We start from the raw sequence: 25839 nt of genomic DNA on the forward strand, positions 1-25839 counted from the left end.
ACGTCCCTCGCCGCCACCGGCCCGCGCGACGCACCTCCCGCACCCGAGCCCCGGCCCCGCGGCCCCCGGGGGCGGGAATCCCCCGCCCCCGGGGAACCCCGCCCGCCCGAGGGCTACCTTGGGGGCATGGTGCGACTGAGAGTGGAGTTCACGACCGAACCGTTCGACCTCGACGAACCGCCCGCGCACGCGCTGGCCGCCCGCGAGGTCGTCGAGGGGGCGGGCCTGGACAGGGTGGACGTCGGTCCGTTCGGCAACACGGCCGAGGGCGGCGGCGACGAGGTGCTGGAGGCCGTCGGCGCGCTGCTGCGCGAGGCGCTGGACAACGGGGCGACCCGGGTCTCCCTCCAGGTCAACGTGGTCGGCACGGAGGCCGCCGGCGCCGCGGAGGGCCAGGGATGAGCCTCGACCACGCGCTCGCGCAGGCGGTCAAGCCGCTCGTCGACGCTATGGGCGGGACGCTGATCGAGCCCGGCGACGCCCGCGAGGACGACGTCGTCCTCCAGTGGGAGGGCGAACAGGTGGTCGCGGTGCGGCTGCCGCAGCTGGCGGACTCCCTCGACCACATTCTCGCCGCGCTGGAGCGGCAGCACGGCCGGCCGCTCGCCGAGCTGGACCGCAGGACCAAGCAGTCGGTGGTCCGGACGCTGGAGGCGCGGGGTGCGTTCTCGGTGCGTCACGGCGTGGAGACGGTGGCCGGCGCGCTGGGAGTCAGCCGCTTCACCGTGTACAACTACCTGAACAGGGAGAACGCGGCGAAGGGCGACTGAGCCGCCGCCCAGGGGCCGCAGATCACGAGCCGTCGTCCGGTGTTCCGGACGGCGGCTTTTGTGTCCGCGACTTTTCAACAAAGTGTTGACGTCGTGTTCCTGAGGGCGTTAGCTATCCGCAGCCCGTCCGACGCACCGAGATGATCAAGCCACGGAGGCTCCCGTGACTGCACTTGAGAACCCGGGCCTCGCCCGGTTCAACGCCTCCGAGGACAGCGCGGCCGACACCGCGCTGCGCGAGGTCTGCGCCAGCGGCGCGTGGGCGAGCAAGATCCTCGCCCAGCGGCCGTACGCCGGCACCGAGGCCCTCTTCGCCGCCAGTGACACCGCCACGGCGGAGCTGACGGCCGAGGACCTCGCCGAGGCGATGGCCGGCCACCCGCCCATCGGCAGGCCCAAGCCCGGCGACCCGACCTCCTCCCGCGAACAGAGCGGAATGGCCGGGGCGTCCGAGGACCTGAAGGCCGAGATGCTCGAACTGAACCTGGCCTACCAGGACAGGTTCGGCCATGTCTTCCTGATCTGCGCCACCGGCCGCACCGGTGAGCAGATGCGGGACGCCCTGCGGGAGCGGATCGGCAACTCGCCCGAACAGGAGCGGGAGATCGTCCGCACCGAACTGGGCAAGATCAACCGCATCCGTCTGACCCGCCTCGTAGAGCAGGAAGAAGCATGAGTACCGAAACCACCGCATCGGTGTCCACGCACATCCTGGACACCAGCGCCGGACGCCCCGCGGAAGGCGTCGCCATCGCGCTGTCGGCCCGTGGGGGGCCGGCGGCCGCGTGGCAGCCGCTCGGCGGCTCGGCCACCGACGCGGACGGACGGTGCAAGGACCTCCCGGCCCTGCCGGAGGGAACGACCCACGTACGCCTCGACTTCGAGACCGAGGCGTACTTCGTGAAGAAGCAAGACGCCGAGGCGCAGCAGGACGCCCCCGCGAATCGGGACAGCGGCGTGTTCTTCCCGGAGGTGGCGATCACGTTCGCCGTCGTGCCGGGCGAGCACTACCACGTACCGCTGCTGCTCAACCCGTTCGGCTACTCCGTATACCGAGGGAGCTAGCAGATGCCCACGATTCTGGGACAGAACCAGTACGGCAAGGCAGAGAACCGCGTCGTCAAGATCACGCGGGACGGGGACACCCACCACATCAAGGACCTCAACGTCTCCGTCGCCCTCTCCGGCGACATGGAGGAGGTCCACTACTCCGGCTCGAACGCCAACGTCCTGCCGACCGACACCACCAAGAACACGGTGTACGCGTTCGCCAAGGAGTACGGCATCGAGTCCGCCGAGCAGTTCGGCATCCACCTCGCCCGCCACTTCGTGACGAGCCAGGAGCCGATCCACCGGGCGCGCATCCGCATCGAGGAGTACGCCTGGGAGCGCATCGCGACCTCCGACGGCAACTCCAAGTTCATCGGGGCCGACGAGGTCAAGCACTCCTTCGTCCGCCAGGGCCAGGAGACGCGCACCACCGAGATCACCTACGACGGCACCTCGTGGCAGGTCATCTCCGGCCTCAAGGACCTGGTCGTGATGAACTCGACGAACTCCGAGTTCTGGGGCTACGTCAAGGACAAGTACACGACGCTGAAGGAGGCGTACGACCGCATCCTCGCCACCCAGGTGGCCGCCCAGTGGCGGTACAACTGGACCTCGGACGAGGAGCGCATGCCCAACTGGGAGAAGTCGTACGCCCAGGCCAGGAAGCACATGCTCCAGGCCTTCGCCGAGACCTACTCGCTCTCGCTCCAGCAGACCCTGTACCAGATGGGTTCGCGGATCATCAACAGCCGCAGCGAGATCGACGAGATCCGCTTCTCGCTCCCCAACAAGCACCACTTCCTGGTGGACCTCGAACCGTTCGGGCTCAAGAACGACAACGAGGTCTACTTCGCGGCGGACCGCCCCTACGGCCTGATCGAGGCCACCGTGCTCCGGGACGGCGTCGAACCGCGGATCCCGGTCGACATGACCAACCTCTGACGGACGCCAGGCCGCCCGCCGCCCCGCCCGCCCGCTGTCGGGCGGGGCGGTCCGCGGGCCGGAGGGAAGACCCATGGCACAGCCCGCAACGGGGCCGGCTCACCCGGCACCGGACACGCATCCCACGCCCGACGTCCACCCGGTGGACGAGAAACTCCCCCTCGCGCGGCTCGTTCCCGCCGCACTCCAGCACATCGCCGCCATGTACGCGGGCGTCGTCACCCCTCCGCTGATCATCGGCCAGGCCGTCGGGCTCGACGCCGCCGGCATGACCCGGCTGATCGCCGCGAGCCTGCTGATCGCGGGCCTCGCCACGATCCTGCAGACCGTCGGCGTCGCGAACATCGCCGGCAACCGGCTCCCGTTCGTCAACGCCGCCTCCTCGGCCGGTATCGCCCCGATGCTCGCCATCGCCGAGACCAGCGCCCCGGGCCGCCAACTTCCCGCCATCTACGGCGCGGTGATGATCGCCGGTGTGTTCTGCCTCCTCGTCGGCCCCTTCTTCGGACGGCTGCTGCGCTTCTTCCCGCCCCTCGTCACGGGCGTCGTCATCACCCTCATCGGCGTGACCCTGATGCCGGTGCCCGTCTCCTGGGCGCAGGGCGGCGACGCCACCGCCGCGGACTTCGGGGCGACGAAGTACCTGGCCCTGGCCGCGTTCACCCTCGTCGTCATCCTGCTCTTCCAGCGCTTCGGACGCGGCTTCGTCAAACAGGTCGCCCTGCTGCTCGGCCTGTTCATCGGCACCCTCGCCGCGATCCCCTTCGGCATGGCCGACTTCTCGGCCCTGCGCGAGGCGCCCGTGGCCGCACTGCCCAGCCCCTTCGCCTTCGGCGCACCCGAGTTCCAGCCCGCCGCCATCCTCTCCCTGTGCATCGTCATGCTGGTGCTGATGACCGAGTCCAGCGCCGGGATGCTCGCCCTCGGCGAGATCTGCGACCGCCGCAGCGACGGCCGCACCATCACCCGCGGACTGCGCACCGACGGCATCGCCACCCTCGTCGGCCCCGTCTTCGGCGGCTTCCCCACCTCCGCCTTCGCGCAGAACGTCGGCGTCGTCTCCCTCACCCGGGTCCGCAGCCGCTACGTGGTGGCCGTCGCCGGCGCCGCCCTGCTCGTCCTCGGCGCCTTCCCCGTCCTCGGCGCCGTCGTCTCGCTCGTGCCGATGCCGGTCCTCGGCGGCGCCGGCATCGTCCTGTTCGGCTCCATCGCCGTCAGCGGCATCCGCACCCTCTCCGAGGCCGGACTCGACGACAGCTCCAACATCATCCTGGTCGCCGTGGCCCTCGGCGCGGGCATCATCCCGCTTGCCGCACCCACCTTCTACGCCCAGTTCCCCGCCTGGGCGCAGACCGTGCTCGGCTCCGGGATCAGCGCCGGAGCGCTCGTCGCCGTCACGCTCAACCTGTTCTTCCACCATCTCGGCACCCGCAGCCGCCCGGCTGTGGCACTCAAATCCTCCTAGGGTCCTGCCGTGCCCTCCCCCCGGTCCGGCCGGCCCGGGGGACCGCCGCCACAACCGACAGATGAAGGAAGCACCATGGCACCTTCGGCAACCCCCGACGGCGCGACCGAGCGCATCGTCATCGAGAACTGCGCCATCGCCACCGTCGACGCCCATGACACCGAGTACGCCTCGGGCCATGTCGTGGTGGCCGGCAACCGCATCGAGTCCGTCGGCGCGGGCGACGCCCCCGCCGGACTGGAGAACGTCGTCCGCCGGATCGACGGCACGGGCCACCTCGTCACCCCGGGCCTGGTCAACACCCACCACCACTTCTACCAGTGGATCACCCGCGGCCTCGCCACCGACCACAACCTCTTCAACTGGCTGGTCGCCCTCTACCCGACCTGGGCGCGGATCGACGAGCCGATGGTGCGGGCCGCCGCGCAGGGCTCACTCGCCATGATGGCCCGCGGCGGCGTCACCACCGCCATGGACCACCACTACGTCTTCCCCGAGGGCTCCGGCGACCTCTCCGGCGCCATCATCGGCGCCGCCCGCGACATGGGTGTGCGCTTCACCCTCGCCCGAGGCTCCATGGACCGCAGCGAGAAGGACGGCGGCCTGCCGCCGGACTTCGCGGTCGAGACCCTCGACGGCGCCCTGGCCGCCACCGAGGAGACCGTCAAGCGTCACCACGACGCCTCCTTCGACGCGATGACCCAGGTCGCCGTCGCCCCGTGCTCCCCCTTCTCCGTCTCCACCGACCTGCTCCGGCGGGGCGCCGAACTCGCGCGCTCGCTCGGGGTGCGCCTGCACACCCACGGCTCGGAGACCGTCGAGGAGGAGCAGTTCTGCAAGGAACTCTTCGGCATGGGGCCCACCGACTACTTCGAGTCGACCGGCTGGCTCGGCGAGGACGTGTGGATGGCGCACTGCGTCCACATGAACGACTCCGACATCGAGGCGTTCGCCCGCACCCGCACCGGCGTCGCCCACTGCCCGTCCTCCAACGCCCGCCTCGCCGCCGGCATCGCCCGCGTCCCGGACATGCTGAAGGCCGGCGTCCCGGTCGGTCTCGGCGTCGACGGCACCGCCTCCAACGAGTCCGGCGAACTCCACACCGAGCTGCGCAACGCCCTGCTGATCAACCGTCTCGGCGCCCATCGCGAGGCCGCCCTGAACGCCCGTCAGGCCCTGCGCCTGGGCACCCACGGCGGAGCGCAGGTCCTCGGCCGCGCCGAGGCGATCGGCTCCCTGGAGCCCGGCAAGCTGGCCGACCTGGTGCTGTGGAAGCTCGACACGCTGGCCCACTCCTCCATCGCCGACCCGGTCGTCGCGCTCGTCTTCGGAGCCGCCGCACCGGTCACCCTCTCCCTCGTGAACGGCCGGCCCGTCGTCGAGGACAGCCGTCTCACGACGGTGGACGAGGACGCCGTCGCCCGCTCCACGCGGGACGAGGCGAGGCGCCTGGCGCGGATCGCCGCCCAGGCCTGACCCCCCGACTCCGGCCGGGGGGGACGGCCCCCGGCCGGCGGCCGTGGACCCGAGCGGGGTCCACGGCAGCCGAAACCGGGGGGTGCGCGGTCCGAACCGCGCGCCTCCCGGTGACGGTGACTCGTGTCAACGACACGGGTCGCCACCCGGCACGCGCCGACGACCCGGGCCGCACGCCCGCGCCGCCGACCCGCGCCGCATCCCCCGCACCACCGGATCGGGCGACCGGTACGTGCACCTCTGCACCACCCCCGCACCACCTCCCTGACACCACACGTCACCGACGACGTGTAACCCGACCGGAGGCACCGCCGTGGCCGCGCTCACCCCGAACGCCGATGCAGCAGACCGGAAGCACCCGGTCGACGAAACCCTGCCCCCACTCAAGATGTTCACCAGCGGCCTGCAGCACGTGGCCGCCATGTACGCGGGTGTGGTGGCCCCGCCGCTCATCGTGGGAGCGGCCGTCGGCCTCTCCGCGAAGGAGCTCACCTTCCTGACCGGAGCCAGCCTCTTCACCGCGGGTCTGGCGACCTTCCTCCAGACGCTGGGCATATGGAAGATAGGCGCCCGGCTGCCCTTCGTGAACGGTGTCACCTTCGCCGGTGTCGCCCCGATGCTCGCCATCGTCGACACCACCCGCGACAAGGACGACGCGCTGCCGATCATCTTCGGCGCGATCATCGTCGCCGGACTCCTCGGCTTCCTCGCCGCCCCCTTCTTCAGCAAGCTGGTGCGCTTCTTCCCGCCGGTCGTCACCGGCACCGTCATCACCCTGATCGGCATCTCGCTGCTGCCCGTCGCCTTCGGCTGGGCCCAGGGCCCCGTGCCCGGGGCCGACGACTACGGCTCGGCGCAGAACCTCGGCCTGGCCGGCCTCACCCTGCTCGTGGTCCTCGCCCTGCGGCGCTTCACCCGCGGCTTCGTCAAGCAGATCGCCGTCCTGATCGGCCTGGTGATCGGCACCCTCATCGCGATCCCGTTCGGCGCCACCGACTTCGGCCCGGTCGCCGAGGCCGACGTCATCGGCTTCCCCACACCGTTCCACTTCGGCGCCCCGCAGTTCGCGCTGGCCGCCATCGTCTCCATGTGCGTCGTGATGGTCGTGTCGATGACCGAGTCCACGGCCGACATGCTCGCCCTCGGCGAGATCGTCGACCGGCGCGCCGACGAGAAGACCATCGCGGCGGGTCTGCGCGCCGACACCCTCGGTTCCGCGATCAGCCCCCTCTTCAACGGCTTCATGTGCAGCGCCTTCGCCCAGAACGTCGGCCTCGTCGCCATGACGAAGATCCGCAGCCGCTTCGTCGTCGCCTGCGGCGGCGGCTTCCTGGTCCTCATGGGCCTGTGTCCGATGGCGGCCGCCCTGATCGCCGTCGTCCCCCGGCCCGTCCTCGGCGGCGCGGGCGTCGTCCTCTTCGGCTCCGTCGCCGCCAGCGGCATCCAGACGCTGGTCAAGGCCGGTCTGGAGAAGGACAACAACGTGCTCATCCTGGCCGTCTCGCTGGCCGTCGGCATCATCCCGATCAGCGCGCCGGAGTTCTACCACGCGTTCCCGGAGACCGCGAAGATCATCCTGGACTCGGGGATCTCCACCGGATGCGTCGCCGCGGTGGTCCTCAACCTCCTCTTCAACCACCTGGGCAAGCGGAGGGACGCGGACGAGGTGACGGCTCCGATGGAGCCGGGAGGCGAGATCTCCGCGCAGCGCACCGCCGGGTCGTCGGCGGAGCCGGCGCACTGACGCACGCCCCGCACGCCCCGCACGCCCCGCACGCCCCGCACGCCCCCGCGTGCGGGGCGTGCGTGCGCCGGGGCGGGCGCCTGCCCCGGGCGGCGCTCCGCGCGCCGCCGGGCGGAGGGGCGCTTCAACGGAATCAGCGCGCGCCGACCCCGGCCGCTGCCCGGGAGAGGTCCCCTGCCCGGCGGCCTGCGCTGCCCGGGGCTTCGTACCCGGGCCCGACCTCGGGGCGGGAGGGCGCCGTGCCCCCTCCCGGTGCCCTGGCCCGGAAAATGCGCGGCGGCACCGCCGCGCCGCTGCCATGCTGCCGGGCATGGCACGTCACACCCCGCCGAGGCCCAGCCTCTACATCTCCGTCGACGTCGAGGCGGACGGCCCCATCCCCGGCCCCTACGCGATGCTCAGCCTCGGCGCCGCCGTCGCGGGCCGCCAGGACGCCGACGGCTACACGCCCGCCGATCCCGGCGCGACCACCTTCTACCGGGAACTCCGCCCCATCGGGACCCAGCCCGACCCCGAGGCGCTCGCGGTGAGCGGTCTCGACCGTGAGCGGCTGCTGCGCGAGGGCGCCGAACCCGAGACCGCCATGCGGGAGTTCGCCGACTGGGTGCGCGACGCCGCACGGGCCGCCGGCGCGCAGCCGGTGATGTGCGGATATCCGGCGTCGTACGACTGGACGTTCCTGTACTGGTACCTGATCCGCTTCACGGGGGCGAGCCCCTTCGGGCACTCGGGGTGCATGGACATGAAGACGCTCTACGCCGCCAAGGCACGCCTGCCGCTGCGGGCCGTGTCCAAGCGGACCATGCCGCGGGAACTGCTCCCCGCCCGGCCCCACACGCACCACGCGCTCGACGACGCCGTCGAACAGGCGGAACTCTTCAGCAACCTGATGGCCTGGGAGCCGCCCGCCCCCGCGTCCTGACCCCGCGAGGCCCGGGACGACGGGCCCCCACCCCCGCGAGGCCCGGACCGTGCGGCCCCGGGCGACGGGTCATGTCTCCAGAAGCGGGAAGCCGTGCGTGCGCCAGGCACGCCGGTACGCGGCGATCCGCTCGGCGGCCCACGGGCGGTCGTCCGCACCCGAGGTCCACCACATGTGGACCGGCCCGTCCCCGGACGCGTCCAGCGGCTCCCAGCCGGGATCGCCGGTCGTCGCGAAGGACGCCCAGGAGGCCACCATCCGGCGGGACAGCTCGTGGTCGGCCGCGTCCGGGGCGTCGCCGCCGACCAGGAACCGCACGCTCTCGTCGGCCAGGGTGCCGAACGCGAACGGGACGTCGGCGCAGTGCCACGGGAGGACGGCGCCGCCCGCGCCGTCCGTGCGCCGGCGGGCGAACCGCGACAGGTGCGTCCGGCCGCCGGCCGCGGCGTGCGCCCCGGCGAGCCGGCGGCCGTACTCGCCGAACACCACGTCGCCGAAGAGCGCGAGATGGACGTCGGACACCGGGGCCCCCGGCATCGCCTCCCGGTACGCCTCCACCACTCCCGCGGCGATCCCGAAGTCGGCCGCGAATCGAGCCAGTCCGCCTTCGGTGGTGACCTCGGCGCTGCTGCCGACGGCGTCCATGAGCCAGTACTCCTGGTCGCTGACGCACACCAGCAGGTCGGGCAGCGGCCCTGCGGCGGGCAGCGCGCCCCCGGCCGTCACGGCGAGCGGGTCGGCGGGGAGGAGGCGCCCGTCGGCGACGGGGGCGTAGACGACCGGGTCGTAGTGGCGCGGACCCGAACCCGGGTCCCGCCGGTACGCGTCGGCCACCTCGTCCGAGGCCGCCACCAGGGCCCCGGGCGGGGCGGACAGCAGCCCCTCGGCGGTGGGCGGCACGCCCGCGGCCGCCGCCACGTGCCGGGTGGTCCGCGCGGCCAGGGCCACGGAGGAGCAGGAGTTGACCGGACTGTGCGCGACGGCCCGCCGGAACAGCCCCCGGGCCGCGTCCGCCACCAGCAGGCACGCCACCGACGACGCGCCCGCCGACTGCCCGGCCACCGTGACGTTGCCCGGGTCGCCGCCGAACGACGCGATGTTGTCCCGCACCCAGTGCAGGGCGGCGATCTGGTCGAGCAGCCCGCGGTTGTCGGGGTGCCGCTCGTCACCGGCCTCCGCCGGGGGCACGTGGCCGAAGCCCTCGAATCCGACGCGGTAGTTGACGGTGACGACGACCAGCCCCGCCCGGCACAGTGCCGCGCCGTCGTAGTCGGGCTGGGCGGACGAGCCGAAGGTGTACGCGCCGCCGTGGATCCACACCAGCACCGGCAGCCCGCCGCCGGCGGGGGCCGGGTCCCGCCGGGCGGGCGTCCAGACGTTGAGGGTCAGCACGTCCTCGTCGCCCGGCGACCAGTGCGGAGCGCCCGGCAGCCGCGCGGACTGCGGCGCCACCGGTCCGAAGCGGGTGCAGTCCCGCACGCCCTCCCACGGGCGGGGCGGGCGCGGCGCGCGGAAGCGGTCCGGGCCGAACGGCGGTGCCGCGTACGGAACTCCCCGCACGGCCACGGTGTCCGGCCCGGCCGCGGCGCCGCGCACCGGGCCGGCCGTCGTCGGGAACGTCGTGCCGCACGTCGTGCTCGTGCCGGTCGTCCTGCCGGCCGTCGTGCCGGTCGTCGTGCCGGTCGTCCTGGGGAAGGCGGTCACTCGGCGGTCTCTCCTCACATCGGCGGCGTCCGCCGTCGGCGGTGCCTGCCTGTGAGCCTGCGTCATCCGGCCGCCGCAGCGCCAACACCGGATGCCACCCGATTCACGCGCTGCTGTTGTCAAAGGGGTGCGGCGCGGACTGACGCGGCACCCGTCCGTGCGCACCCCGGCCGACCGTGCACGTCGTGCCGGGGGAGCAGCCGGCTTTTCCCGGCCCGCCGCGGTCCGGTGCAGCCGCGGCTCGCCCGGTCGTGCCGGTCCGTCAGCCGAGTCCCAGCTCCGCCTTCGCGGACGAGAACAGCTCGTCCAGCTTGCCGACGAGCCCGTTCCGGGTGTTCACCGCCAGGCCGGGGGGCCGTCTCCCGCGCCGTTCGGCGGTGTACCGGTCGATCTGCCGCATCGCGCTGCGGTGGGCCTCCGTCAGTTCGGCCAGGGCGGCCGCGCGCTCGGCGGGGTCCGTGACCGGGCCGCCGCCGTACCGGTCCACGATGCCCTGGAACTGCCGCTTGGCGTCTGCGAGGTTCATCGGGCGGAGGGCTCCAGAAGGGGGGGCGAGTCACGCGTGCGCGCCGGAGCCACGGCAGTGTAGTCGCACGGGTATGCGGGCGGCCCGGGGGTGCGGGCCTGCGGCCGGGCACCCGTGGGCCGGGTCCCCGCCGGGCCGGCGGTGTCGCGCTCCCGTCGGCAGGTTCGCGGGCCGCGCCCCGCCGGGCCCGTGGTGTCGTGCCCCCGCCGGGAGGTGTGCCGCCCCGGTGCCCGCCGGCCGGGCGGTGTGCCCTGCGTCAGGCCCCGTGCGCCGCCCGCCAGTCCGGGCGGCGGCCGCTCAGACCGATGACGCGGTCGAGTGGCGACGCGCCGTCGGGCACCGGGACCACGGGTCCGAAGATGGCGTCCCGGAGGGAGTCGTCGCCCGTCGGCGTCACCATCTCCCGGGACACCGCCAGGCTGGGCTCGTCCACGTCGTACGGCTGCCCGGTGGCGACGGCCAGGTCCCAGCCGTGCACGACCAGCTCGTTCAGCGCGACACGGCCCGCCACCGCGCCGGGCAGGCCCACCCCGCCCGCCTGCGTCATGCCCTCCCAGGCGTCCGGCAGCCGCCAGGCGGCTGCCAGCTCGTCGAGGCGCTCCGGGAGCGCCGTCCGCCAGTCCTCGTCGAGGACGGGCTTCGAGGCGTCCGGTGCGGTCGCGGTCGTGGGTCCGGTGTCCTTGCGCGCGGCGTCCCGGAACGCCGTCGCCAGCCCGAGGAGATGGGCCAGCATCTCGCGCACGGCGTAGTCGGGGCACGGGGTGGGGTCGTCCAGGGCGTCGTCGCGCACGCCGGGCAGCAGGGCGGCGACGCCCGCCGCGGCGGCGGCGAGGTCGGGGAACGGGGTCTCGGATGATGCGGTCATACGGTGGTGACCGCCTCCGGGGCCGGAACTCATCGGTCCTCGCCCGGCCCCGCCGTCTCCCACGGACCCGTCGCCCGTTTCCCGCAGATCAGGCCCCTTCCCACCGATTCCGCTCGCTCGATCGGGCTACCCGCAGTCCTGCGGGCCCCGTGCGGCGGGCCCGGTTCCATACGCTCCCCGGGTGACACCTACTCCTGCGCTGAACACCGGACTCGACGACTTCCTCGACTGGGCCGCCCGGGAGCCCGGAGGCGCCCCGCCCGCGCGACCCGCGGACGCGGTGCTGACGCTGCTCGCCCTGCACGGCGCCGACCGCAGGGCGGGCGTTCCCGAGCCGACGCCGCGGCTGGTCGCCCGGCTCCTCCGCGAGGACCTGCCCGGTCTGCTGTGGGCGAGCGAGGAGGAGGCGGACGCCGTGCCGGGCGTCCTGAGGTCGCTCGCCGAGTGCGTGCGCCAGTCCGGACGGCTGAACGCCAAGCGCCACGGGCGCCTCCTCGCGGCCGTCGACGAGGCGGCGCCGGAGTTCCGCCGGGCCGCCGCCGACCCGGAGCGCCTCACCTGGCACCGCTGGTACGCCTCCCGGCTGCGCGCCGACGGCACGGACCCCGACGACCCCGGCGCCGTACGGGCCTGGCTGGACGCCCGTGCCGGGACGCCGCGTGCGCGCCGGACACCCCTGCCCGAGGGCGTGCACCGGGCCGACGTGGCCGACCGGACCTTCGCCGTCCGCGCCCTCCTCGCCGAACTGCTGCTCGCCGCCTTCGCCCGCGACGCGCGGGACCCGGGACCGGCCGGACCGCTCCTCCCCTCGCCGCCGCTCGACGCCGACCGTCCCGACGACGCGCTCGGCGACGCGCTGGAGCGGACCGCGGACGCGCTGACCGACCGCTGGACCGCCGCCGGGCTCAGCGCGGCGCTCGCCGGAGCCCACGCAGACCTGGCGCCCGGCCCCGGGGCCCTGCCGCACGCCGGGCTCGCCGACCGGCTGCTCGACGAGCACCTCGACTACGTCGGCGACTCCTCCGTCCCGCTGCCGCCACCGCCCGCGCTCCCGGAGCCCGGGACCGTCCGGGACCTGCTGCACGCGGCTCCGCTGCCCGCGGCCCTCGCCGCCGGGGCCTTCGGCGACGACGAGGAACTGCGCGAGGTCTCCGAACGCTGCGGCCTGCCCGGCCCCGCCACGGCCGTGTGGAACGACGGCACGCCGCAGGAGCTCACCGAGCTGGCCGCCGACGTCCTGGCCGCCCAGGCGGAGCGGATGCCCCCGGTGACCGGTCCCGGGGAGGCGTACTCGTTCGACGCCGCCCACCTCCTCTACTCGCTGTGCGAACGGGGCGGCACCCCCGACTCGATCGCCCGCAAGACCGCCGACGCCCGGTCCGACGGCCTGCCGCCCGAGCAGGAGGACGCCCCGGCGCCGGTGTCCGGCGGCGCGCCCGCCGCCTACGAACTCCCGTCCGCCGGCGAACTGGCCCGGCTCTTCGGGGTGTCCGCCGTGACGGACGCCGAACGGGCCGAACTCGACCTCCCCGCCCAGGGGCTGGCGGCCCTGGTCGACCGACTGGCCGCCACCGGCTGCGTCTTCCGCGCGGGCGACGCCTACGGGCTCACCCCGCTCGGCGCCGCGGCCCTGCGCCATGTGCTCGCCGTCGGCCGGGTCGCCGCGCCCGACCGGGACACCGTCGCGTCCTGGGACGCGGCCGGCACCGTCACGGCCGCCCGCCACTGGCCCACCCGCATCGCCGCCGCCGCGCTCGCCGCGTGGATCGCACGCCGGGGCGGTACGGACGAGGCGTGGGGCGAGCTCCTCGCAGCGGTGTCCGCGGCCAAGGCGTCCGACCCCTCCCTGGCCCGCGCCCGCGACTACTTCGCCCGTCTCGAACTCGCCGGGGTCCCCGCCGCGGCGCTGCGCGCCGCGCTCACCGACCCGGTGACCGGGGCGGCGGCCCGCAGGGCGCTGCTCGCCCGGGGCGAGCAGGTCCCCGAGGACCCGGTGCCGCTCACCGCGCGGGCGGTCACCCTCGTCGAGGAGCTCGACCAGTGCTGGATCGACGACATGCTCGGCCAGGTGCGGCGCGCCGCCGAGGAGGGCGCCGGGATGCCGGCGCCCGGCGACGACCCGCCGGACACCGTGCTCCCGGCCTTCGACGCGGCGGCGTCCGAGTGGCCCGGCGGCGGCGCCGCCCTCGCCGCGGCACTGGGCCGCGCGGACCCCGTCACCGCGCCCCGCATCCTGACCGCCCTGCACGGCCGCCACCCGGACCGCCGGGTGGCGGACGCCGCCGCTCACGCGGAGCGCACGGCCCGCAGGACGGTGCGGGACCGGTACCACCGCCAGGCCCGCTGAGAGCCGCGGGTCCGCCCGCGCACGGGCCGCCGGCGCGGGCGGGCCCGGCGTCCGCGGCGCGGCGTGCGGTCGTGGTGCCCCGGCGCACCGCGGCCCGTCGTGCCACCGGGCCCGCCGGCGCGGCGGCCGGTCGGTCGCGCCGCGTGCCGCCGGCCCCGCCGGAGCACCGGACCGCCGGTGTGCCGGTCTGCCCGGGGATCAGGACCGGCCGATCCGCCGGGCGGCCTCCTCCAGTTCCTCCACGGATCCCGACATGATCGTCCGCACGTGTTCGGTGATGTGCTCGACGGGCCAGTCCCACCACGCCGCCGCGAGCAGCCGGGAGACGTCACCGGCGTCGTAGCGGGTACGGAGGAGCCGGGCGGGATTGCCGCCGACGATGCCGTAGTCGGGCACGTCGGCGGTGACCACGGAGCCGGTGGCGACGATCGCTCCGTGCCCGATGCGCACCCCCGGCATCACCGTGACGCCGTGGCCGAACCAGACGTCGTTGCCGACGACCGTGTCGCCCCGGCCGGGCAGCCCGGTGATCAGGTCGAAGTGATCCGCCCAGGAGCCGCCCATGGTGGGGAACGGGAAGGTGGACGGGCCGTCCATGCGGTGGTTGGCGCCGTTCATGATGAACCGGGTGCCCGTGCCCAGCGCGCAGTACCTGCCGATGACCAGGCGCTCGGGCCCGTAGTGGTACAGGACGTTGCGTGTCCCGAACGCGGTCGGATCGTCCGGATCGTCGTAGTAGGAGAAGTCGCCGACCTCGATCAGGGGCGACGTGACCAGGGGCTTCAGCAGGACGACGCGCGGGTGTTCCGGCATCGGGTGGAGCACGGAGGGATCGGCGGGGACGAGCGGCATCGCGGTGGTGGATCCTCTCGGACGGAACGTAAATGCTACGTGTGTTGCGTTAAGCTTCCACGGTCCCGCCGCACCGTTCAACCCGATTGAGGCGTCGCCGATGACCGGACCCCCGACCCCGACCCCGGCCGGACCCCCGGACCGGCGTCCCGGGGGCCGCACCGCCCGCGTCCGCGCCCAGGTGCTCGACGCCGTCCGCGCCGAACTCGCCGAGCGCGGCCACGAAGGACTCACGATGGAGCGCGTCGCGGCGCGCGCCGGAGTGCACCGCACGACCGTCCACCGGCGCTGGCGCGACGTGGGCGGCCTGCTCGCCGACGTCATCGACGCCGCGGGCGAGACCGACTGGCAGCCTCCGGACACCGGCTCCCTGCGCGGCGATCTGACCGCCCTCAACCGGGAGATCCAGCAGTCCCTCGTCGTCCGGCCGTCGTTGGCCCTCGCCCTGATGGCCGCCTCCTTCCACTCCGAGCAGGCGGCGCGCGCGCAGACCCGGCTGTGGGCCGTCCGGTACGCGCAGTGCGAGGTGCTCGTCGGCCGTGCCGCCGCGCGCGGTGAACTCCCCCCGGGACGGACGGACGCGCACGGCCTGCTGATGGCCGCGACGGCGCCGGTCCACCACCACCTGGTCCTCCTGCGCGCCGACCCGGACCCGCTGCTCCCGGAACGGGCCGCGGCCGCGGCGGTGCTGGCCGCCGCCGCGGGCGCGTTCACCAGGGGAGGCGGCGGGGGAGGCGGCGACGCCCGGCAGTGAGACCGCGGCGGTCACGCCGCCGCCGTGGGCCTGCTGCCTCCCGGCCCGCCTCCGGCCCGGGGCCGGTGCCCCGCCCCGTCCCGCCCGCCGCCCACCCCGCCCGTCAGAACGACGTCTCGCGCACGCTCGCCCGGTCGGACGGCTCGGTCGAGGCGGTGATCTCCGAGCGGTGGCGGTCCGCGGCGAACGTGACCGTCAGCGTCTGCGGCGCGCTCTGCCGCGTGCTCGCGGTGAACCCCTGGCTGGGGACCGCCGAGATGAGGCACACCCCGCCGCTGCCGAAACGCACCGTCGCCTTGCCGCCCTGGGACGCGATGGTGTGCACCCCGGAACCGCCCTCGGCGCACCCCGCTGCGGCCCCCTCGGCACCCGGCCCCGGCGTGACGGGAGGGGGAGCGGGCGTGGTCGTGCGGGCGGCCGGGGAGGGGCTCGTCGTCCGCGGCTCCGCCGTGGTCCGGGTCGGTGCGGCACTCGGCCTGCGGGAGGGCGTGGGGCTCGGCGTCCGCGACGGCGAGGCCGACGGCGACGGCGAGGCGGCGGGCGAGGCGGCGAAGCCGTCCGGCGCGGACCGCGCGACCGGGGCGGTCGGTCTGGTCGAACCCACCACGAAGTGGACGGTCAGCATGACGGCCGTGACACTGGCCGCCGTGCACGACAGCCAGATGAGCAGGTAGCGCGGGAGGCGGGACACGACACCATAGTGACCGACCGGCTAACGTGCCTGCTCATGGCCTCCGTACTTGTCGTCGAGGACGACCCCGTCATCCGCGCCGCCCTGATCGAGGTGCTGACCGGGCAGGGGTACGCGGTCAGGACCGTCCACCAGGGGTTCGAGGCGCTCCGGGAGATCACCCAGGACCCGCCGGACATCGTGGTCCTCGATCTCGGACTGCCCGATCTGGACGGTCTCGACGTGCTCCGGATGATCCGCGGCATATCCCGCGTCCCGGTGCTGGTCGCCACGGCCCGGGACGAGGACACCGAGATCATCCGGCTGCTGAACGCGGGCGCCGACGACTACATGGTCAAGCCGTTCTCCGGCGGCCAGCTCGCCGCCCGGATCGCCGCGGTGCTGCGCCGGTCGGCACCCGCCGGGGCGGACCGCGACCGCCGGCAGGTCGTGCAGGTCGGCGAGCTGCGGATCGACCCGCTGGCCCGCACCGCCCACCTCGGCGAGCACGAACTCACGCTCACCCGCAGGGAGTTCGACCTCCTCGCCTACCTCGCGGCCAACGCCGACCAGGTGATGTCCCGCAAGCGCATCCTCGCCGACGTCTGGCAGCAGCCCTACGTGGAGGACCAGACCGTCGACGTCCATCTCTCCGCACTGCGCCGCAAACTCGGCGAGAAGCCCTCGGACCCCCGCTATCTCCACACCGTGCGCGGTATCGGCATCAAACTGGTCACCACGCCATGAGGCGGGCGCTCGCGGGCATCGCCCTGGCCGTCACGTCGATGGTGGCGCTCTCGTTCCTCATCCCGCTCGCGCTCCTCGTGCGCGAGCAGGCCCGCGACCGGGTCACCACCGTCGCCGAACAGCGCGCCGGGGCGCTGTCCCCGGTGCTGGCCCTCACCACGGACCGGGCCGACGTCCAGCAGGCCGTCGCCGAGATCGGCGCGCGCGACCGGCTCGCCGTGCGCCTGCCGGACGGCTCGTTCGTCGGCACCCCGCACGCGCCCGCGTCGGCCCTGGAGCGTGCGGTCCGCCGGCGCGAGACCCTCTCCGCGGACACCGCCGAGGGCTGGGTCCACCTCCAGCCCGTGGTCCTCCCCGAGGACCGGGTCGCCGTCGTCGAGGCGTTCGTGCCGGGCGCCGACCTCACCCGGGGCGTCTGGGCGTCCTGGGGGGTCATGTCGCTGCTGGCGGTCGGACTGGTCGCCGGTTCGGTCCTGGTGGCCGACCGGCTCGGCGCCCGCGTCGTGCGCTCCTCGCGCGGCCTCAAGAGCGCCTCCCTGGCGCTCGGCTCCGGCGACCTCGACGTCCGGGTGCAACCGGACGGGCCGCCCGAACTCCAGGAGGCGGGCCTCGCCTTCAACACCATGGCCGACCGGGTCGTCGAACTGCTGGCCGTCGAGCGGGAGATGGTCGCCGACCTCTCGCACCGGCTGCGCACCCCGCTCACCGCCCTCTACCTGGAGGCGGACCTGATGAGCGGCACGCCCGGGGCCCGGCGCATCAGTGCCGCCGTCGCCCAGCTCGAGAGCGAACTCGACTCGATCATCGCCGCCGCGCGCACCCCCCTCGCGGCGCACCCGCGGGGCGGCGGCACGGCCGTCCGCGCCGTCGAGGTGACCGAGGTGGTCGCCCTGCGGCTGGACTTCTGGTCGGTGCTCGCCCAGCAGCAGGACCGCCTCTGCGAGCGGGCGTTCACCCCGCGCCCCACCCCGGTGCGCTTCGGCGACGACGATCTGGCCGCCGTCGTGGACGCGCTCATAGGCAACGTGTTCCGGCACACCCCGCAGGGCACCGCGTTCGCCGTGCGGGTCGAGCGGACGGACCGGCACGCCGTGCTGACCGTCGACGACGCCGGACCGGGCGTCGCCGACCCCGAGGCCGCGCTCACCCGCGGCGTCAGCGCCACAGGCACCGGCCTCGGCCTGGACATCGTCGCGCGGGCCGCCCGCACCGCCGACGGCGATCTGCGGATCACCCGCTCCCCGCTCGGCGGCGCCCGGATCCAGGTCTCCTTCGCTCTCGCGGACGCGTGAGCCGGCCCGGTCCCCGGCCAGAGGACGCGAGGGGTTACGCGCTCCGCCGGCCGCCGCACCCGGGGCTTGCGCCGGCGGGTACGCGCAACCGCCCCCGGCGGCCCCCGGTAGGCCGCGCCGGTTCCGTCCCACGGACCGCCCGGGGCGAGCCGCGCGGGCGGCCCGGTGCACCGCTCCCGCCGGGGGAGCCGTCCCGGTGCACCGCCCCCTCCCGTCCCGGGAGCCGTCCCGGTCGCGCCCCTGCACCGCCCGGGAATCCACCCGGGGAGTGACCCGGGTGGATCGCGGAGGGGCCGTTCCTCCAGAATGTCCCGCAGTCCGACGAGCACGTCAGGGAAGGGGTGCGATCTCGCATGGCCGCCAACGCAGACATGGTGTCCTTCATCGAGGCGCGGCTCGCCGAGGAGGAACAGACCGCCCGCGAGGCCGGCGGCCAGAGCTGGCGCCTCCCCGCCGACCGGCCCGGCGAGGTGAGCGACCGGATGTCCTCGGTGGCGTTCACCGTCCGGGGCGCCGGCTTCGACCGGCACATCGCCCTGCACGATCCCGCCCGTGTGCTGGCCCGGATCGAGACGAGCCGCGTGCTGCTGGACGAGTACCGCGAGATCGCGGGCCTCGACACCGACCGGCCCGCCGGCGACTTCGACTCCGGCCGCGCCGTCGGCCTCGGCTTCGCCGTCCGCCAGCTGGCCGCCGACTACGCGGGCCACCCCGGTTACCAGGCCAAGTGGCTGCCGCGCTTCATCCGGTAGCGGCACCGGGACCGGCGCCGTCGCCGACACCGGTGCCGTGACGCCGCGCGGCCGAAGGCGGCCGTGGGCTGTGGGACGTGGGGCATACGCCGCGGGCCGGCGTGGCGGGCAGGCGCGGGGGCGCACGAGCCGTGACGCCGGGACCCGACCGGAAACGAGAGGCCGCTCCCGCCGCCTGTCCCGTCCGCCCGTCCGGCCAGGCGGAGGCGGAGCGGCCGGCCTGCTTCCGTGGCGTGCCGCGCTTCCGTCGGCCCGCTCTCCCGCCGCCCCTCCCTCCGGTCGGGGCCCTGCTGCCCGGGAGTCCCGCACGCGCCCCGTGGCGCACGCCGGGAGCCGGGTCGCCGGAGCCAGGGAGGACGCCGTGCCGCACGCGGCCGTCCCGCGTGCCTCTCCGCCGTTCCGCCTGACCGCTGTTCCGCCTGCCTCCGGCCGTTCCGGCGACCTCACCGCCGTCCCGCGTGCCTCACCGCAGGTCGAGCCGCATCAGTACGCGCGGGTGGCCCGCCAGCACCGAGGTGGTGTCGGCGGCATGGGTGAAGCCGGCGCGCTCGAAGTTCGCCCGGAGCCCGGCGTAGGCCATCGTCAGGTCCACCCGTGCGCCGCCGTTGTCGAGCGGGTAGGCCTCGACCACCGGAGCGCCCTGGGCGCGGGCGAACGCCACCGCGCCGGCGATGAGGTGGTGGGAGAGGCCGGACTTCCGGTGCCCGGGGCGCACCCGGACGCACCAGAGCGACCAGACCGGCAGGTCGTCGACGTGCGGGATCTTGCGGTTGCGGGCGAACGACGTCTCCGAGCGGGGCGCCACGGCCGCCCAGCCGACCGGCTCGCCGCCGTCGTAGGCGAGCACCCCGGGCGGCGGGTCGGCACGGCACAGGCCGGCGACGTACTCGCCCCGGTCGGGCCCCCGGAGCTCGTTGTTGAGCCGGGAGGGGATGCGATAGCTCAGGCACCAGCAGACGTTGGCCGTGGGCGACTTGGGGCCGAGCACCTGCCGGACGTCCTCGAAGACCGATGCCGGACGAACCTCGATGGTCATGCGCCCACGATGCCACGGCACCCCACGGGCGGGCCCCCGCGACGGGACCCGCGTGGCGGAGCCGCTTCCGGGCCGGTGCGGCGGGGTCGCGTGCCCGCGTGGACCCGCGTCGGGAGCGCCGCCTTCGGGCTCCCGTGCCGGGACTCGCGTACGGCCCGCGTGACCGCCTCGAGACGGGCCCTGAACGGGCCCCGAGACGGCCCCCGAGACGGCCCCCGAGACGGACCGGGGGAGCGCCGGGGTCGCGTACCGGGCCTGGCTCATGGACGCGTGTGCCGCACCCGCGTGCCGTGCGTGGACCCGCGCACCGCCGCCGTCCCGGCCGCGCGGTGCACGGGCACGTCGGCGGCGTACCGTCCCGGCCGCGTCCGCCGGACCGGCGGGAGGACGCGTCCGGCGCGGGCGGACCCGCGCACCTGCCAGGGGGCGTGAGGTGCCCGGCCGGTCGGGCCGGACACCTCCCCCCTCGGGGCCGGGGAGGTCAGCGCCCGGCGCCGAAGTTCTGGGTCCACCACGGGCCGCCGTCGCCCATGTGCACGCCGACACCCAGTTCGTCGAAGGAGCAGTTGAGGATGTTGGCGCGGTGACCGGGGCTGTTCATCCAGGCGTCCATGACCGCCTCGGCGTCCGCCTGGCCGCGGGCTATGTTCTCGCCCAGCGTCGACCACGCGTAGCCGGCGGCCTCGACACGGCTCGTCATCGTCGAACCGTCCGGCCCGGTGTGGGACATCACGCCCGAGGCGGCCATCACGTCGCTGTAGTCGTCGGCGGCCTGCGTCAGCCGCGCGTTGGCGGTCACCGGGCCGCAACCGGCCGCCGCCCGCTCCTTGTTGACCAGCGCCAGCACCTGGGCCTCGGCCCCGTTCGACGCCGCGCCCGAACCGGAGCCGGACCCCGAGCCGGAGCCCGGCGAACCGCCGTCCCCGGAACCGCCGCCGGAACCCTCGCCCGCACCGGTCGTGGCCGGGGCACGCGACGGGGTCGCCGACGCCTTCCGGGCCGCCGCCTTCGCCGCCGCCTCCCGGGCCGCCGCCTCGCGCGCCTGCTCCGAGGCGGAGCGGTCCGGACGCGGGGAGGGCGTCGCGCTCGGCAGCGGCGAGGCGGACGGGCTCGCACTCGCCGTCGGCGTCCCCGCCGGCCGCGGCAGGGCGCCGCCCTGCGGGCCCGTCGCCGTCGAGACGTCCGGCGCGTCGGCGGCGACGCTGTCGGCCGCCCCGTCCCCCTGGCCCTGCGGGAACAGGGTGGCGCCCACACCCGCCGCGACCGTGAAGGCGCCCAGCGTCAGCACGGCGTTACGGGCGTGCCCGCCCTTGGGGCGGGCGTGCGAGCGGGAACGGGACCGTCTGCCGGCCCGGTGGGAACTCATGCGTACGGCACCTCGGTGGTAGTCGGTCACGCACAATCCCGGCAGGCGCCTCGGCGCCCGCCGGGATCCGTGGGGGGTAGCCCCGAGCGTAAGCCCGGCCGCCGCCCCCGCGGGTGCGCATCCGGTCTTCTTCAAGAAGCCATAAGAAAGGCGCCAAAGTCCCGTCAGGCCCTCCGGGCGCACCGCGCGCCCCGCCGGGCGGTGCGCCCCCGCTGGGATCGGTGCGCCGCGTTCGTCCAATGCGCTGGTACCGGCGCCCGGCAGACGCTTGGATGACAGATGGTCAGGGAGTGCGCGACGGACAGGGACGGGGGCAGGCGGCATGGTCTTACGGGTGGCGGCCGCGATCGACTTCGGCACGCACGGTTCGGGCTTCGCCTGGTGCGCCGTGCACGAGGGCGAGGAGCCGGCCGACCGGCAGATCGACTTCTTCGACCAGTGGAAGGACCAGCCGGTCAGCTACCCGAAGAACCTGACCGCGCTGCTGCTCGACGCCGACGGCCGGGTCCTCGAATGGGGATACGCGGCCCGCCGGGCCCGCGCCAACCGCGTCGAGGGCCGGCTCGAGACCGGGTTCAAGACCTGGCTGAGGCCGGACGCGGGGGAGGGCGGCACCCCCGGCGAGGCGAAGGACCTGGCCGCCGCGTACCTGCGGGAGCTGCGCGGGCGGGCCCTCACCTCCATCACCGGCGGCGGATTCCACCCCGACGACGTGCGCTGGTGTCTGACCGTCCCCGCCATCTGGGACGACGCCGAGCGCAATCTGATGCGGCAGGCGGCCGAGGAGGCCGGATTCCCCGCGGGCCGCGAGCGGCTGATCCTCGTCACCGAGCCGGAGGCGGCCGCCGTGTACTGCGCGGTCGACCGGAGTGCGGGCGTCGGCGGCGAGGAGGCCGCGCCGACGCTCGTGGTCGACTGCGGTGGCGGCACCGTCGACATCGCCGGATACCGCGACAGGGGCGACGGCACCCTCGAGGAACTGTGCACGCCCGTCGGCGGGAAGCAGGGGTCCGACTACATCAACCGCCGCTTCGAGCAGGAGATGGCCCAGCGGATCGGCCCCGCGGCGTACCGCGCGCTCCAGGAGCGCGAGCACGAACTGCTGTCGCTCCTCGACGGGTTCGAGGGAGCCAAGACCGCGTTCCGCGTCGACTCCGACGAACCCACCCGCATCCCGCTGTCGTTCGCCGCCGGCAACACCATCGTGCGGCACGGCGGCCTCGAACGGCTGGCCTCCTGCCAGAACGGCGTCGACGACGAGATCGTCCTCACCGCGGACGTCATGCGCACGCTGTTCGAGGGCACCGTCGACCCGCTGGTCCGCCAGGTCGTGACCCAGATCCGGTCGCTGCTGGCCGCCGTGGGGCCCGGCGAGGCGCTGCGGGTCGTCGTGGTCGGCGGCTTCGCGCAGTCGCTGTACGTCAGATCGCGGCTGACCGAGGCCGTCGGCGAGGCCTTCGGCACGCGCGTGCGGATCGTCGTGCCGCCCAGCCCCGCCCGCGCCGTCCTCGCGGGGGCCGTGCACTACGCCTGCCGGCCGGAGATCGTGCACTCCCGGCGGGCCCGTGGCTCGTACGGGGCGACCATCGCGCTGCCCAGCAAGCGCTTCGAACGCGGCGAGGCGGCCACCCTGCCCCGGCGGAAGGGCTCCGGCGGGCGGGGATTCCGACTGGGGCACCTCCAGGTGTTCGTACGCGCCGGGGACTCGGTGCGGGTGGGGTCGGAGTGGCGGATGGGCCTGGTGCCCGTCGACGAGGCGGACACCCGGATGCGGGTGGGCGTCTACTCCTCTCCGGACCGGACCCTGAAGACGGTCAACAGCCCCGGGGCGCGCGAGATCGGGGAGGTCGTCGTCGACATCTCCGAATCGCTGGGGCTGCCGCCCGAGAAACGCGGGGTCGAGGTCGTGTTCCGCTTCGGCGGCACCGAGATCGAGGTGAGCGGCCGCAATCCGCGGACCGGCGAACTCAGGCGCACGGTGCTGAACTTCCGTTCCGTCCCCGAGCCGGACACCCCCGAGGACGCCCCGCCCGGGCCGGAGGCCCGCTCCGCTCCCGGCGGGTGAGGAGCCGTGAGGCGGCAGCACCGCCTCACTCCGCACGCCCGAGCGCACCGCGACCGACCGAAGGGGAAACCGATGTCACTGACGCCCGCCGGCCCGCCCGGGCCCCCGCCGCTCCCGAGCGTCCCCCCGGGGTCCGGCCCCGCCGGCGACCCCGAACTGCGCCGGTCGGTACTCGACCTGATCGGCCCGGTCCGCAAGATGCGCGAGGAACTGGAGCGCCTGCGCGGCCGGGTCGCCCGCCAGGAGGAGCGCATCGCCCGGCAGGACGAGCAGCTGGACCTGATGCGCCAGGCGCTCCAGCGGGTGCGCCAGGACACCACCACGGAGAAGGACGCGGCCCACCACGAGGCAGCCGCCTGGTACACCGACGTGCGCCGCAGGATCGACGAACTCGCGGGCAGCGCGGCACGGACCGTGTACGGGGAGCGGCCGGCCGCCGAGCGCCACGAGGCCCACGCGCGGCTCACCTCCGCCCTGTGCCGGCTGGCGTTCGCCGCCCAGCCGTCCTCCCCGCAGGAGTGGCGGCTCGCCGCGGGCGGCATCACGGGTGACCCGGACGCCCTGCCCGACGTGGGCCGGGCCTGGCAGGAGGTCTCCGCCCTGCGCTTCCGCGTCGGCCGGCTCGGCGGCGTGCACCGCTGGGACTTCGAGGTCCCGGCGGGCCGGCCCCACGACCCGGACGTGTACGACCTGTGGCACAAGTCCGACCCCGGTCTGCCCGTGAGCCACGTGGTGGCGCCGGCCTACCAGGTCGTGGGGCGGACCGTTCACGTGCGCGCCTGGGTGCACACCGCGCGCGGCTGAGCAGCGAAGGGAAGGAGTGCAGCGAGCATGCAGCAGGGCACGGTGCTGGGCGGCCGGTACACGCTCGGCCGCCTCCTGGGCAACGGCGGTATGGGCGAGGTGCGGGAGGCGGTGGACGGCGCGACCGGCGGCACGGTCGCCGTGAAGACGATGCTGCCCCGGGTCGACGACGCGGAGGGCGCCAAGCGCTTCGCCCGCGAGGTGGTGGCGACGGGACGGGTCAACAGCCGCTATGTGGTGGGGCTCCTCGACTCGGGCACGCACGAGGACAGCGCCTACCTGGTGATGGAGTACGTCGAGGGCAGCAGCCTCGACCGGCTGCTGCGCGAGGGCCGCTCGTGGAGTGTGCCCGAGACGGTCCTGATGCTGTGGCAGCTGGCGAAGGGGCTGGCGCACGCCCACGCCGACGGGATCCTCCACCGGGACGTCAAGCCGGGGAACATCATGGTCGTGGGGGAGAAGGAGGCCAGACTCTGCGACTTCGGGATAGCCAAACTCCTGGGCGACCACGGCGCCACCGATCTCACCGGCACGGGTGTCATCGGCACGCCGGCCTACCTGGCCCCCGAGCGCTGGGAGTCCGGCGCCGTCGACACCACGCTCAGCGACATGTACGCGCTCGGCTGCGTCGCCTACGAACTCCTCTCCGGCCGGCACCCGTTCGCCCGCGAACGGGTGGGCGGCGACCTGCGCGAGCTGCACGCGCACGCGCGGCCGCGCCCGCTGCACACCCTGCGCGACGACATCCCCCACGCCCTCCAGCGGCTGGTGGAGGCGCTGCTCGCCAAGCAGCCGGAAGCCCGCCCGTCGAGCGACTTCACGGCCGCCGTGCTGGAGGCGCCGCCGCTGCGCGCCCTGGGGGAGTCGCGTGCGGCGGACCGGCTGCGGGAGTACGCCGCCGAGAGCGACCGCCGGCTGGCGGTCGCCGACGGCCTGCGCCGGTCGGGCAGTCCGGAGGAGGCGCTGCGCGCGTACCGCACCATCGTCCGGCGCCGCACCCTGATGCAGGGGCCCGACGACGACAGCACGCTGCGGGCCCGCCAGGCGACGGCCGACTGCCTGTGGGCGATGAACGACGCGGAGGGCTCGGTCGAGCTGTGCCGGGAGATCGCCGCCGACTGGGCCCGCACCTTCGGCGACAGCGGTGACGACGCGATCGCCACCCTGCAGGCGCTCTCCTACCGGCTGGGTTGGCTCGGCCGCCACGGGGAGGCCCTCCCGTACCTCGAACGGATCGCCCGTGCGCGGGCCGGGACCCGCGGCGACTCGCCGGTCACCTTCACCGCCGAGCACCACTGGGCGGACTGCCTCCTCAAGTGCGACCGCCCCGCGGACGCCGCGGTGGTGCTGCGCCGGGTCGTCGGCGGCCGGCGCCAGGTGCTCGGCGCGGACGACGCCGAGACGGTCCGCAGCACGCTGCTGCTCGCCGACGCGCTGGTGGCGTCGGGGGATCCGGCCGGGGCACTGGACCTGCTGAGGCCGCTCGGCGCGCGCGGCCCCGGGAGCCCGGTGCACACCGTGAGCGGCTCCCGGGGGCTGGCCGAGCGGATCGACGAGGCAGAGCGGGCGGCGGGCCGGCGCAGGTGGTTCTTCCGCCGCTGAGGCCCCTGGGCCCGCGCGCCGCGGCCCGCTCCCGGGCACCGGAGGCGGCGTCTCCCCGGTGCCGTGCACCCGGGACGACGCCGTGCCC

The 25839-nt window shown here is 75.0% G+C and carries 25 protein-coding genes; 18 read left to right on the forward strand and 7 right to left on the reverse strand.

Going from position 1 to position 25839, the window contains the following annotated elements; translation table 11 throughout:
- The first annotated feature begins 129 nt into the window (after positions 1–129).
- The 9 genes from IAG43_RS26530 to IAG43_RS26570 all read left to right on the forward strand — a co-directional run bounded on the left by IAG43_RS26530 (position 130) and on the right by IAG43_RS26570 (position 8369).
- Complete coding sequence (locus IAG43_RS26530) at positions 130–402, forward strand: YkoF family thiamine-binding protein (RefSeq protein ID WP_187744654.1); 273 nt, start codon at positions 130–132, stop codon at positions 400–402.
- Complete coding sequence (locus tag IAG43_RS26535) at positions 399–770, forward strand: helix-turn-helix domain-containing protein (protein ID WP_187743190.1); 372 nt, start codon at positions 399–401, stop codon at positions 768–770. Before IAG43_RS26530 ends, IAG43_RS26535 begins: the two co-directional genes overlap by 4 nt.
- Positions 771–933: 163 nt before the next feature.
- Positions 934–1446: a 2-oxo-4-hydroxy-4-carboxy-5-ureidoimidazoline decarboxylase gene (uraD, locus tag IAG43_RS26540; protein WP_187743191.1), complete on the forward strand. Its 513-nt coding sequence runs from the start codon at positions 934–936 to the stop codon at positions 1444–1446.
- Entirely contained in the window at positions 1443–1835 is a 393-nt protein-coding gene (gene uraH / locus IAG43_RS26545; protein WP_187743192.1) for a hydroxyisourate hydrolase, read from the forward strand. The genes uraD and uraH overlap by 4 nt, the downstream gene beginning before the upstream one ends.
- A gap of 3 nt (positions 1836–1838) precedes the next feature.
- A complete protein-coding gene (pucL, locus tag IAG43_RS26550; RefSeq protein ID WP_187743193.1) occupies positions 1839–2762 on the forward strand; it encodes a factor-independent urate hydroxylase in 924 nt (307 codons plus the stop codon).
- A gap of 73 nt (positions 2763–2835) precedes the next feature.
- On the forward strand, positions 2836–4227 hold the full coding sequence (locus tag IAG43_RS26555; protein ID WP_187743194.1) for a nucleobase:cation symporter-2 family protein: 1392 nt from the start codon (positions 2836–2838) through the stop codon (positions 4225–4227).
- A 75-nt stretch (positions 4228–4302) separates the two neighbouring features.
- Complete coding sequence (locus IAG43_RS26560; protein ID WP_187743195.1) at positions 4303–5703, forward strand: 8-oxoguanine deaminase; 1401 nt, start codon at positions 4303–4305, stop codon at positions 5701–5703.
- A gap of 388 nt (positions 5704–6091) precedes the next feature.
- Positions 6092–7447 carry a nucleobase:cation symporter-2 family protein gene (locus IAG43_RS26565; RefSeq protein ID WP_246574791.1) on the forward strand — a complete coding sequence of 452 codons (1356 nt, stop codon included), beginning with the start codon at positions 6092–6094 and terminating at the stop codon, positions 7445–7447.
- 310 nt (positions 7448–7757) lie between these two features.
- Positions 7758–8369: a 3'-5' exonuclease gene (locus IAG43_RS26570; protein ID WP_187743197.1), complete on the forward strand. Its 612-nt coding sequence runs from the start codon at positions 7758–7760 to the stop codon at positions 8367–8369.
- A gap of 69 nt (positions 8370–8438) precedes the next feature.
- Here IAG43_RS26570 and IAG43_RS26575 read toward each other — a convergent pair whose 3' ends face one another.
- From IAG43_RS26575 to IAG43_RS26585, 3 genes are all read right to left on the reverse strand, one after another.
- Positions 8439–9965: a carboxylesterase/lipase family protein gene (locus tag IAG43_RS26575; protein WP_246574792.1), complete on the reverse strand. Its 1527-nt coding sequence runs from the start codon at positions 9963–9965 to the stop codon at positions 8439–8441.
- 370 nt (positions 9966–10335) lie between these two features.
- Positions 10336–10599 carry a hypothetical protein gene (locus IAG43_RS26580; protein WP_187743199.1) on the reverse strand — a complete coding sequence of 88 codons (264 nt, stop codon included), beginning with the start codon at positions 10597–10599 and terminating at the stop codon, positions 10336–10338.
- Between the two features lie 256 nt (positions 10600–10855).
- Entirely contained in the window at positions 10856–11464 is a 609-nt protein-coding gene (locus IAG43_RS26585) for a TIGR03086 family metal-binding protein (protein ID WP_187743200.1), read from the reverse strand.
- Between the two features lie 181 nt (positions 11465–11645).
- Between IAG43_RS26585 and IAG43_RS26590 the strand changes: the two genes are divergently transcribed.
- On the forward strand, positions 11646–13811 hold the full coding sequence (locus tag IAG43_RS26590; RefSeq protein ID WP_187743201.1) for a hypothetical protein: 2166 nt from the start codon (positions 11646–11648) through the stop codon (positions 13809–13811).
- Between the two features lie 198 nt (positions 13812–14009).
- Here the strand turns inward: IAG43_RS26590 and IAG43_RS26595 are convergent, their stop codons facing one another.
- The gene (locus IAG43_RS26595; RefSeq protein ID WP_187743202.1) at positions 14010–14663 is read right to left on the reverse strand and encodes a CatB-related O-acetyltransferase; all 654 of its coding nucleotides are present in this window, start codon (positions 14661–14663) and stop codon (positions 14010–14012) included.
- 100 nt (positions 14664–14763) lie between these two features.
- Between IAG43_RS26595 and IAG43_RS26600 the strand changes: the two genes are divergently transcribed.
- Positions 14764–15417 carry a TetR/AcrR family transcriptional regulator gene (locus IAG43_RS26600; RefSeq protein WP_187743203.1) on the forward strand — a complete coding sequence of 218 codons (654 nt, stop codon included), beginning with the start codon at positions 14764–14766 and terminating at the stop codon, positions 15415–15417.
- Between the two features lie 103 nt (positions 15418–15520).
- Here IAG43_RS26600 and IAG43_RS26605 read toward each other — a convergent pair whose 3' ends face one another.
- A complete protein-coding gene (locus IAG43_RS26605; RefSeq protein ID WP_187743204.1) occupies positions 15521–15742 on the reverse strand; it encodes a hypothetical protein in 222 nt (73 codons plus the stop codon).
- A 55-nt stretch (positions 15743–15797) separates the two neighbouring features.
- Between IAG43_RS26605 and IAG43_RS26610 the strand changes: the two genes are divergently transcribed.
- The 4 genes from IAG43_RS26610 (at position 15798) to IAG43_RS26625 (ending at position 18878) form a co-directional block, all read left to right on the forward strand.
- Entirely contained in the window at positions 15798–16091 is a 294-nt protein-coding gene (locus IAG43_RS26610; RefSeq protein ID WP_246574570.1) for a hypothetical protein, read from the forward strand.
- A gap of 53 nt (positions 16092–16144) precedes the next feature.
- Positions 16145–16834: a response regulator transcription factor gene (locus IAG43_RS26615; protein ID WP_187743206.1), complete on the forward strand. Its 690-nt coding sequence runs from the start codon at positions 16145–16147 to the stop codon at positions 16832–16834.
- Entirely contained in the window at positions 16831–18126 is a 1296-nt protein-coding gene (locus IAG43_RS26620; protein WP_187743207.1) for a sensor histidine kinase, read from the forward strand. Before IAG43_RS26615 ends, IAG43_RS26620 begins: the two co-directional genes overlap by 4 nt.
- Before the next feature lie 353 nt (positions 18127–18479).
- A complete protein-coding gene (locus IAG43_RS26625; RefSeq protein WP_187743208.1) occupies positions 18480–18878 on the forward strand; it encodes a DUF6221 family protein in 399 nt (132 codons plus the stop codon).
- 463 nt (positions 18879–19341) lie between these two features.
- Here IAG43_RS26625 and IAG43_RS26630 read toward each other — a convergent pair whose 3' ends face one another.
- The gene (locus tag IAG43_RS26630; RefSeq protein WP_187743209.1) at positions 19342–19914 is read right to left on the reverse strand and encodes a GNAT family N-acetyltransferase; all 573 of its coding nucleotides are present in this window, start codon (positions 19912–19914) and stop codon (positions 19342–19344) included.
- Between the two features lie 481 nt (positions 19915–20395).
- Positions 20396–21280, reverse strand: a complete 885-nt coding sequence (locus IAG43_RS26635) for a CAP domain-containing protein (protein ID WP_187743210.1) — start codon at positions 21278–21280, stop codon at positions 20396–20398.
- A gap of 334 nt (positions 21281–21614) precedes the next feature.
- On the opposite strand from IAG43_RS26635, the gene IAG43_RS26640 reads away from it, so the two are divergent.
- From IAG43_RS26640 to IAG43_RS26650, 3 genes are all read left to right on the forward strand, one after another.
- The gene (locus tag IAG43_RS26640) at positions 21615–23345 is read left to right on the forward strand and encodes an Hsp70 family protein (protein ID WP_187743211.1); all 1731 of its coding nucleotides are present in this window, start codon (positions 21615–21617) and stop codon (positions 23343–23345) included.
- A gap of 72 nt (positions 23346–23417) precedes the next feature.
- Complete coding sequence (locus IAG43_RS26645) at positions 23418–24149, forward strand: hypothetical protein (protein WP_187743212.1); 732 nt, start codon at positions 23418–23420, stop codon at positions 24147–24149.
- Positions 24150–24176: 27 nt separating this feature from the next.
- Positions 24177–25751 carry a serine/threonine-protein kinase gene (locus IAG43_RS26650; RefSeq protein ID WP_187743213.1) on the forward strand — a complete coding sequence of 525 codons (1575 nt, stop codon included), beginning with the start codon at positions 24177–24179 and terminating at the stop codon, positions 25749–25751.
- The last annotated feature ends 88 nt before the right edge of the window (positions 25752–25839 follow it).

This window comes from Streptomyces genisteinicus (assembly GCF_014489615.1).
GTDB classification, from domain to species: domain Bacteria; phylum Actinomycetota; class Actinomycetes; order Streptomycetales; family Streptomycetaceae; genus Streptomyces; species Streptomyces genisteinicus.

Excerpts from the sequence above, each read along its gene's own strand:
- IAG43_RS26555 (WP_187743194.1), top strand. The coding sequence starts at position 2,836 with ATGGCACAGCCCGCAACGGGGCCGGCTCACCCGGCACCGGACACGCAT.
- IAG43_RS26570 (WP_187743197.1), top strand. The coding sequence starts at position 7,758 with ATGGCACGTCACACCCCGCCGAGGCCCAGCCTCTACATCTCCGTCGAC.
- IAG43_RS26585 (WP_187743200.1), bottom strand. The coding sequence starts at position 11,464 with ATGACCGCATCATCCGAGACCCCGTTCCCCGACCTCGCCGCCGCCGCG.
- IAG43_RS26600 (WP_187743203.1), top strand. The coding sequence starts at position 14,764 with ATGACCGGACCCCCGACCCCGACCCCGGCCGGACCCCCGGACCGGCGT.
- IAG43_RS26535 (WP_187743190.1), top strand. The coding sequence starts at position 399 with ATGAGCCTCGACCACGCGCTCGCGCAGGCGGTCAAGCCGCTCGTCGAC.
- IAG43_RS26580 (WP_187743199.1), bottom strand. The coding sequence starts at position 10,599 with ATGAACCTCGCAGACGCCAAGCGGCAGTTCCAGGGCATCGTGGACCGG.
- pucL (WP_187743193.1), top strand. The coding sequence starts at position 1,839 with ATGCCCACGATTCTGGGACAGAACCAGTACGGCAAGGCAGAGAACCGC.
- uraH (WP_187743192.1), top strand. The coding sequence starts at position 1,443 with ATGAGTACCGAAACCACCGCATCGGTGTCCACGCACATCCTGGACACC.
- IAG43_RS26635 (WP_187743210.1), bottom strand. The coding sequence starts at position 21,280 with ATGAGTTCCCACCGGGCCGGCAGACGGTCCCGTTCCCGCTCGCACGCC.
- IAG43_RS26645 (WP_187743212.1), top strand. The coding sequence starts at position 23,418 with ATGTCACTGACGCCCGCCGGCCCGCCCGGGCCCCCGCCGCTCCCGAGC.
- IAG43_RS26615 (WP_187743206.1), top strand. The coding sequence starts at position 16,145 with ATGGCCTCCGTACTTGTCGTCGAGGACGACCCCGTCATCCGCGCCGCC.
- IAG43_RS26565 (WP_246574791.1), top strand. The coding sequence starts at position 6,092 with ATGTTCACCAGCGGCCTGCAGCACGTGGCCGCCATGTACGCGGGTGTG.
- IAG43_RS26560 (WP_187743195.1), top strand. The coding sequence starts at position 4,303 with ATGGCACCTTCGGCAACCCCCGACGGCGCGACCGAGCGCATCGTCATC.
- IAG43_RS26650 (WP_187743213.1), top strand. The coding sequence starts at position 24,177 with ATGCAGCAGGGCACGGTGCTGGGCGGCCGGTACACGCTCGGCCGCCTC.
- IAG43_RS26630 (WP_187743209.1), bottom strand. The coding sequence starts at position 19,914 with ATGACCATCGAGGTTCGTCCGGCATCGGTCTTCGAGGACGTCCGGCAG.
- IAG43_RS26620 (WP_187743207.1), top strand. The coding sequence starts at position 16,831 with ATGAGGCGGGCGCTCGCGGGCATCGCCCTGGCCGTCACGTCGATGGTG.
- IAG43_RS26625 (WP_187743208.1), top strand. The coding sequence starts at position 18,480 with ATGGCCGCCAACGCAGACATGGTGTCCTTCATCGAGGCGCGGCTCGCC.
- IAG43_RS26595 (WP_187743202.1), bottom strand. The coding sequence starts at position 14,663 with ATGCCGCTCGTCCCCGCCGATCCCTCCGTGCTCCACCCGATGCCGGAA.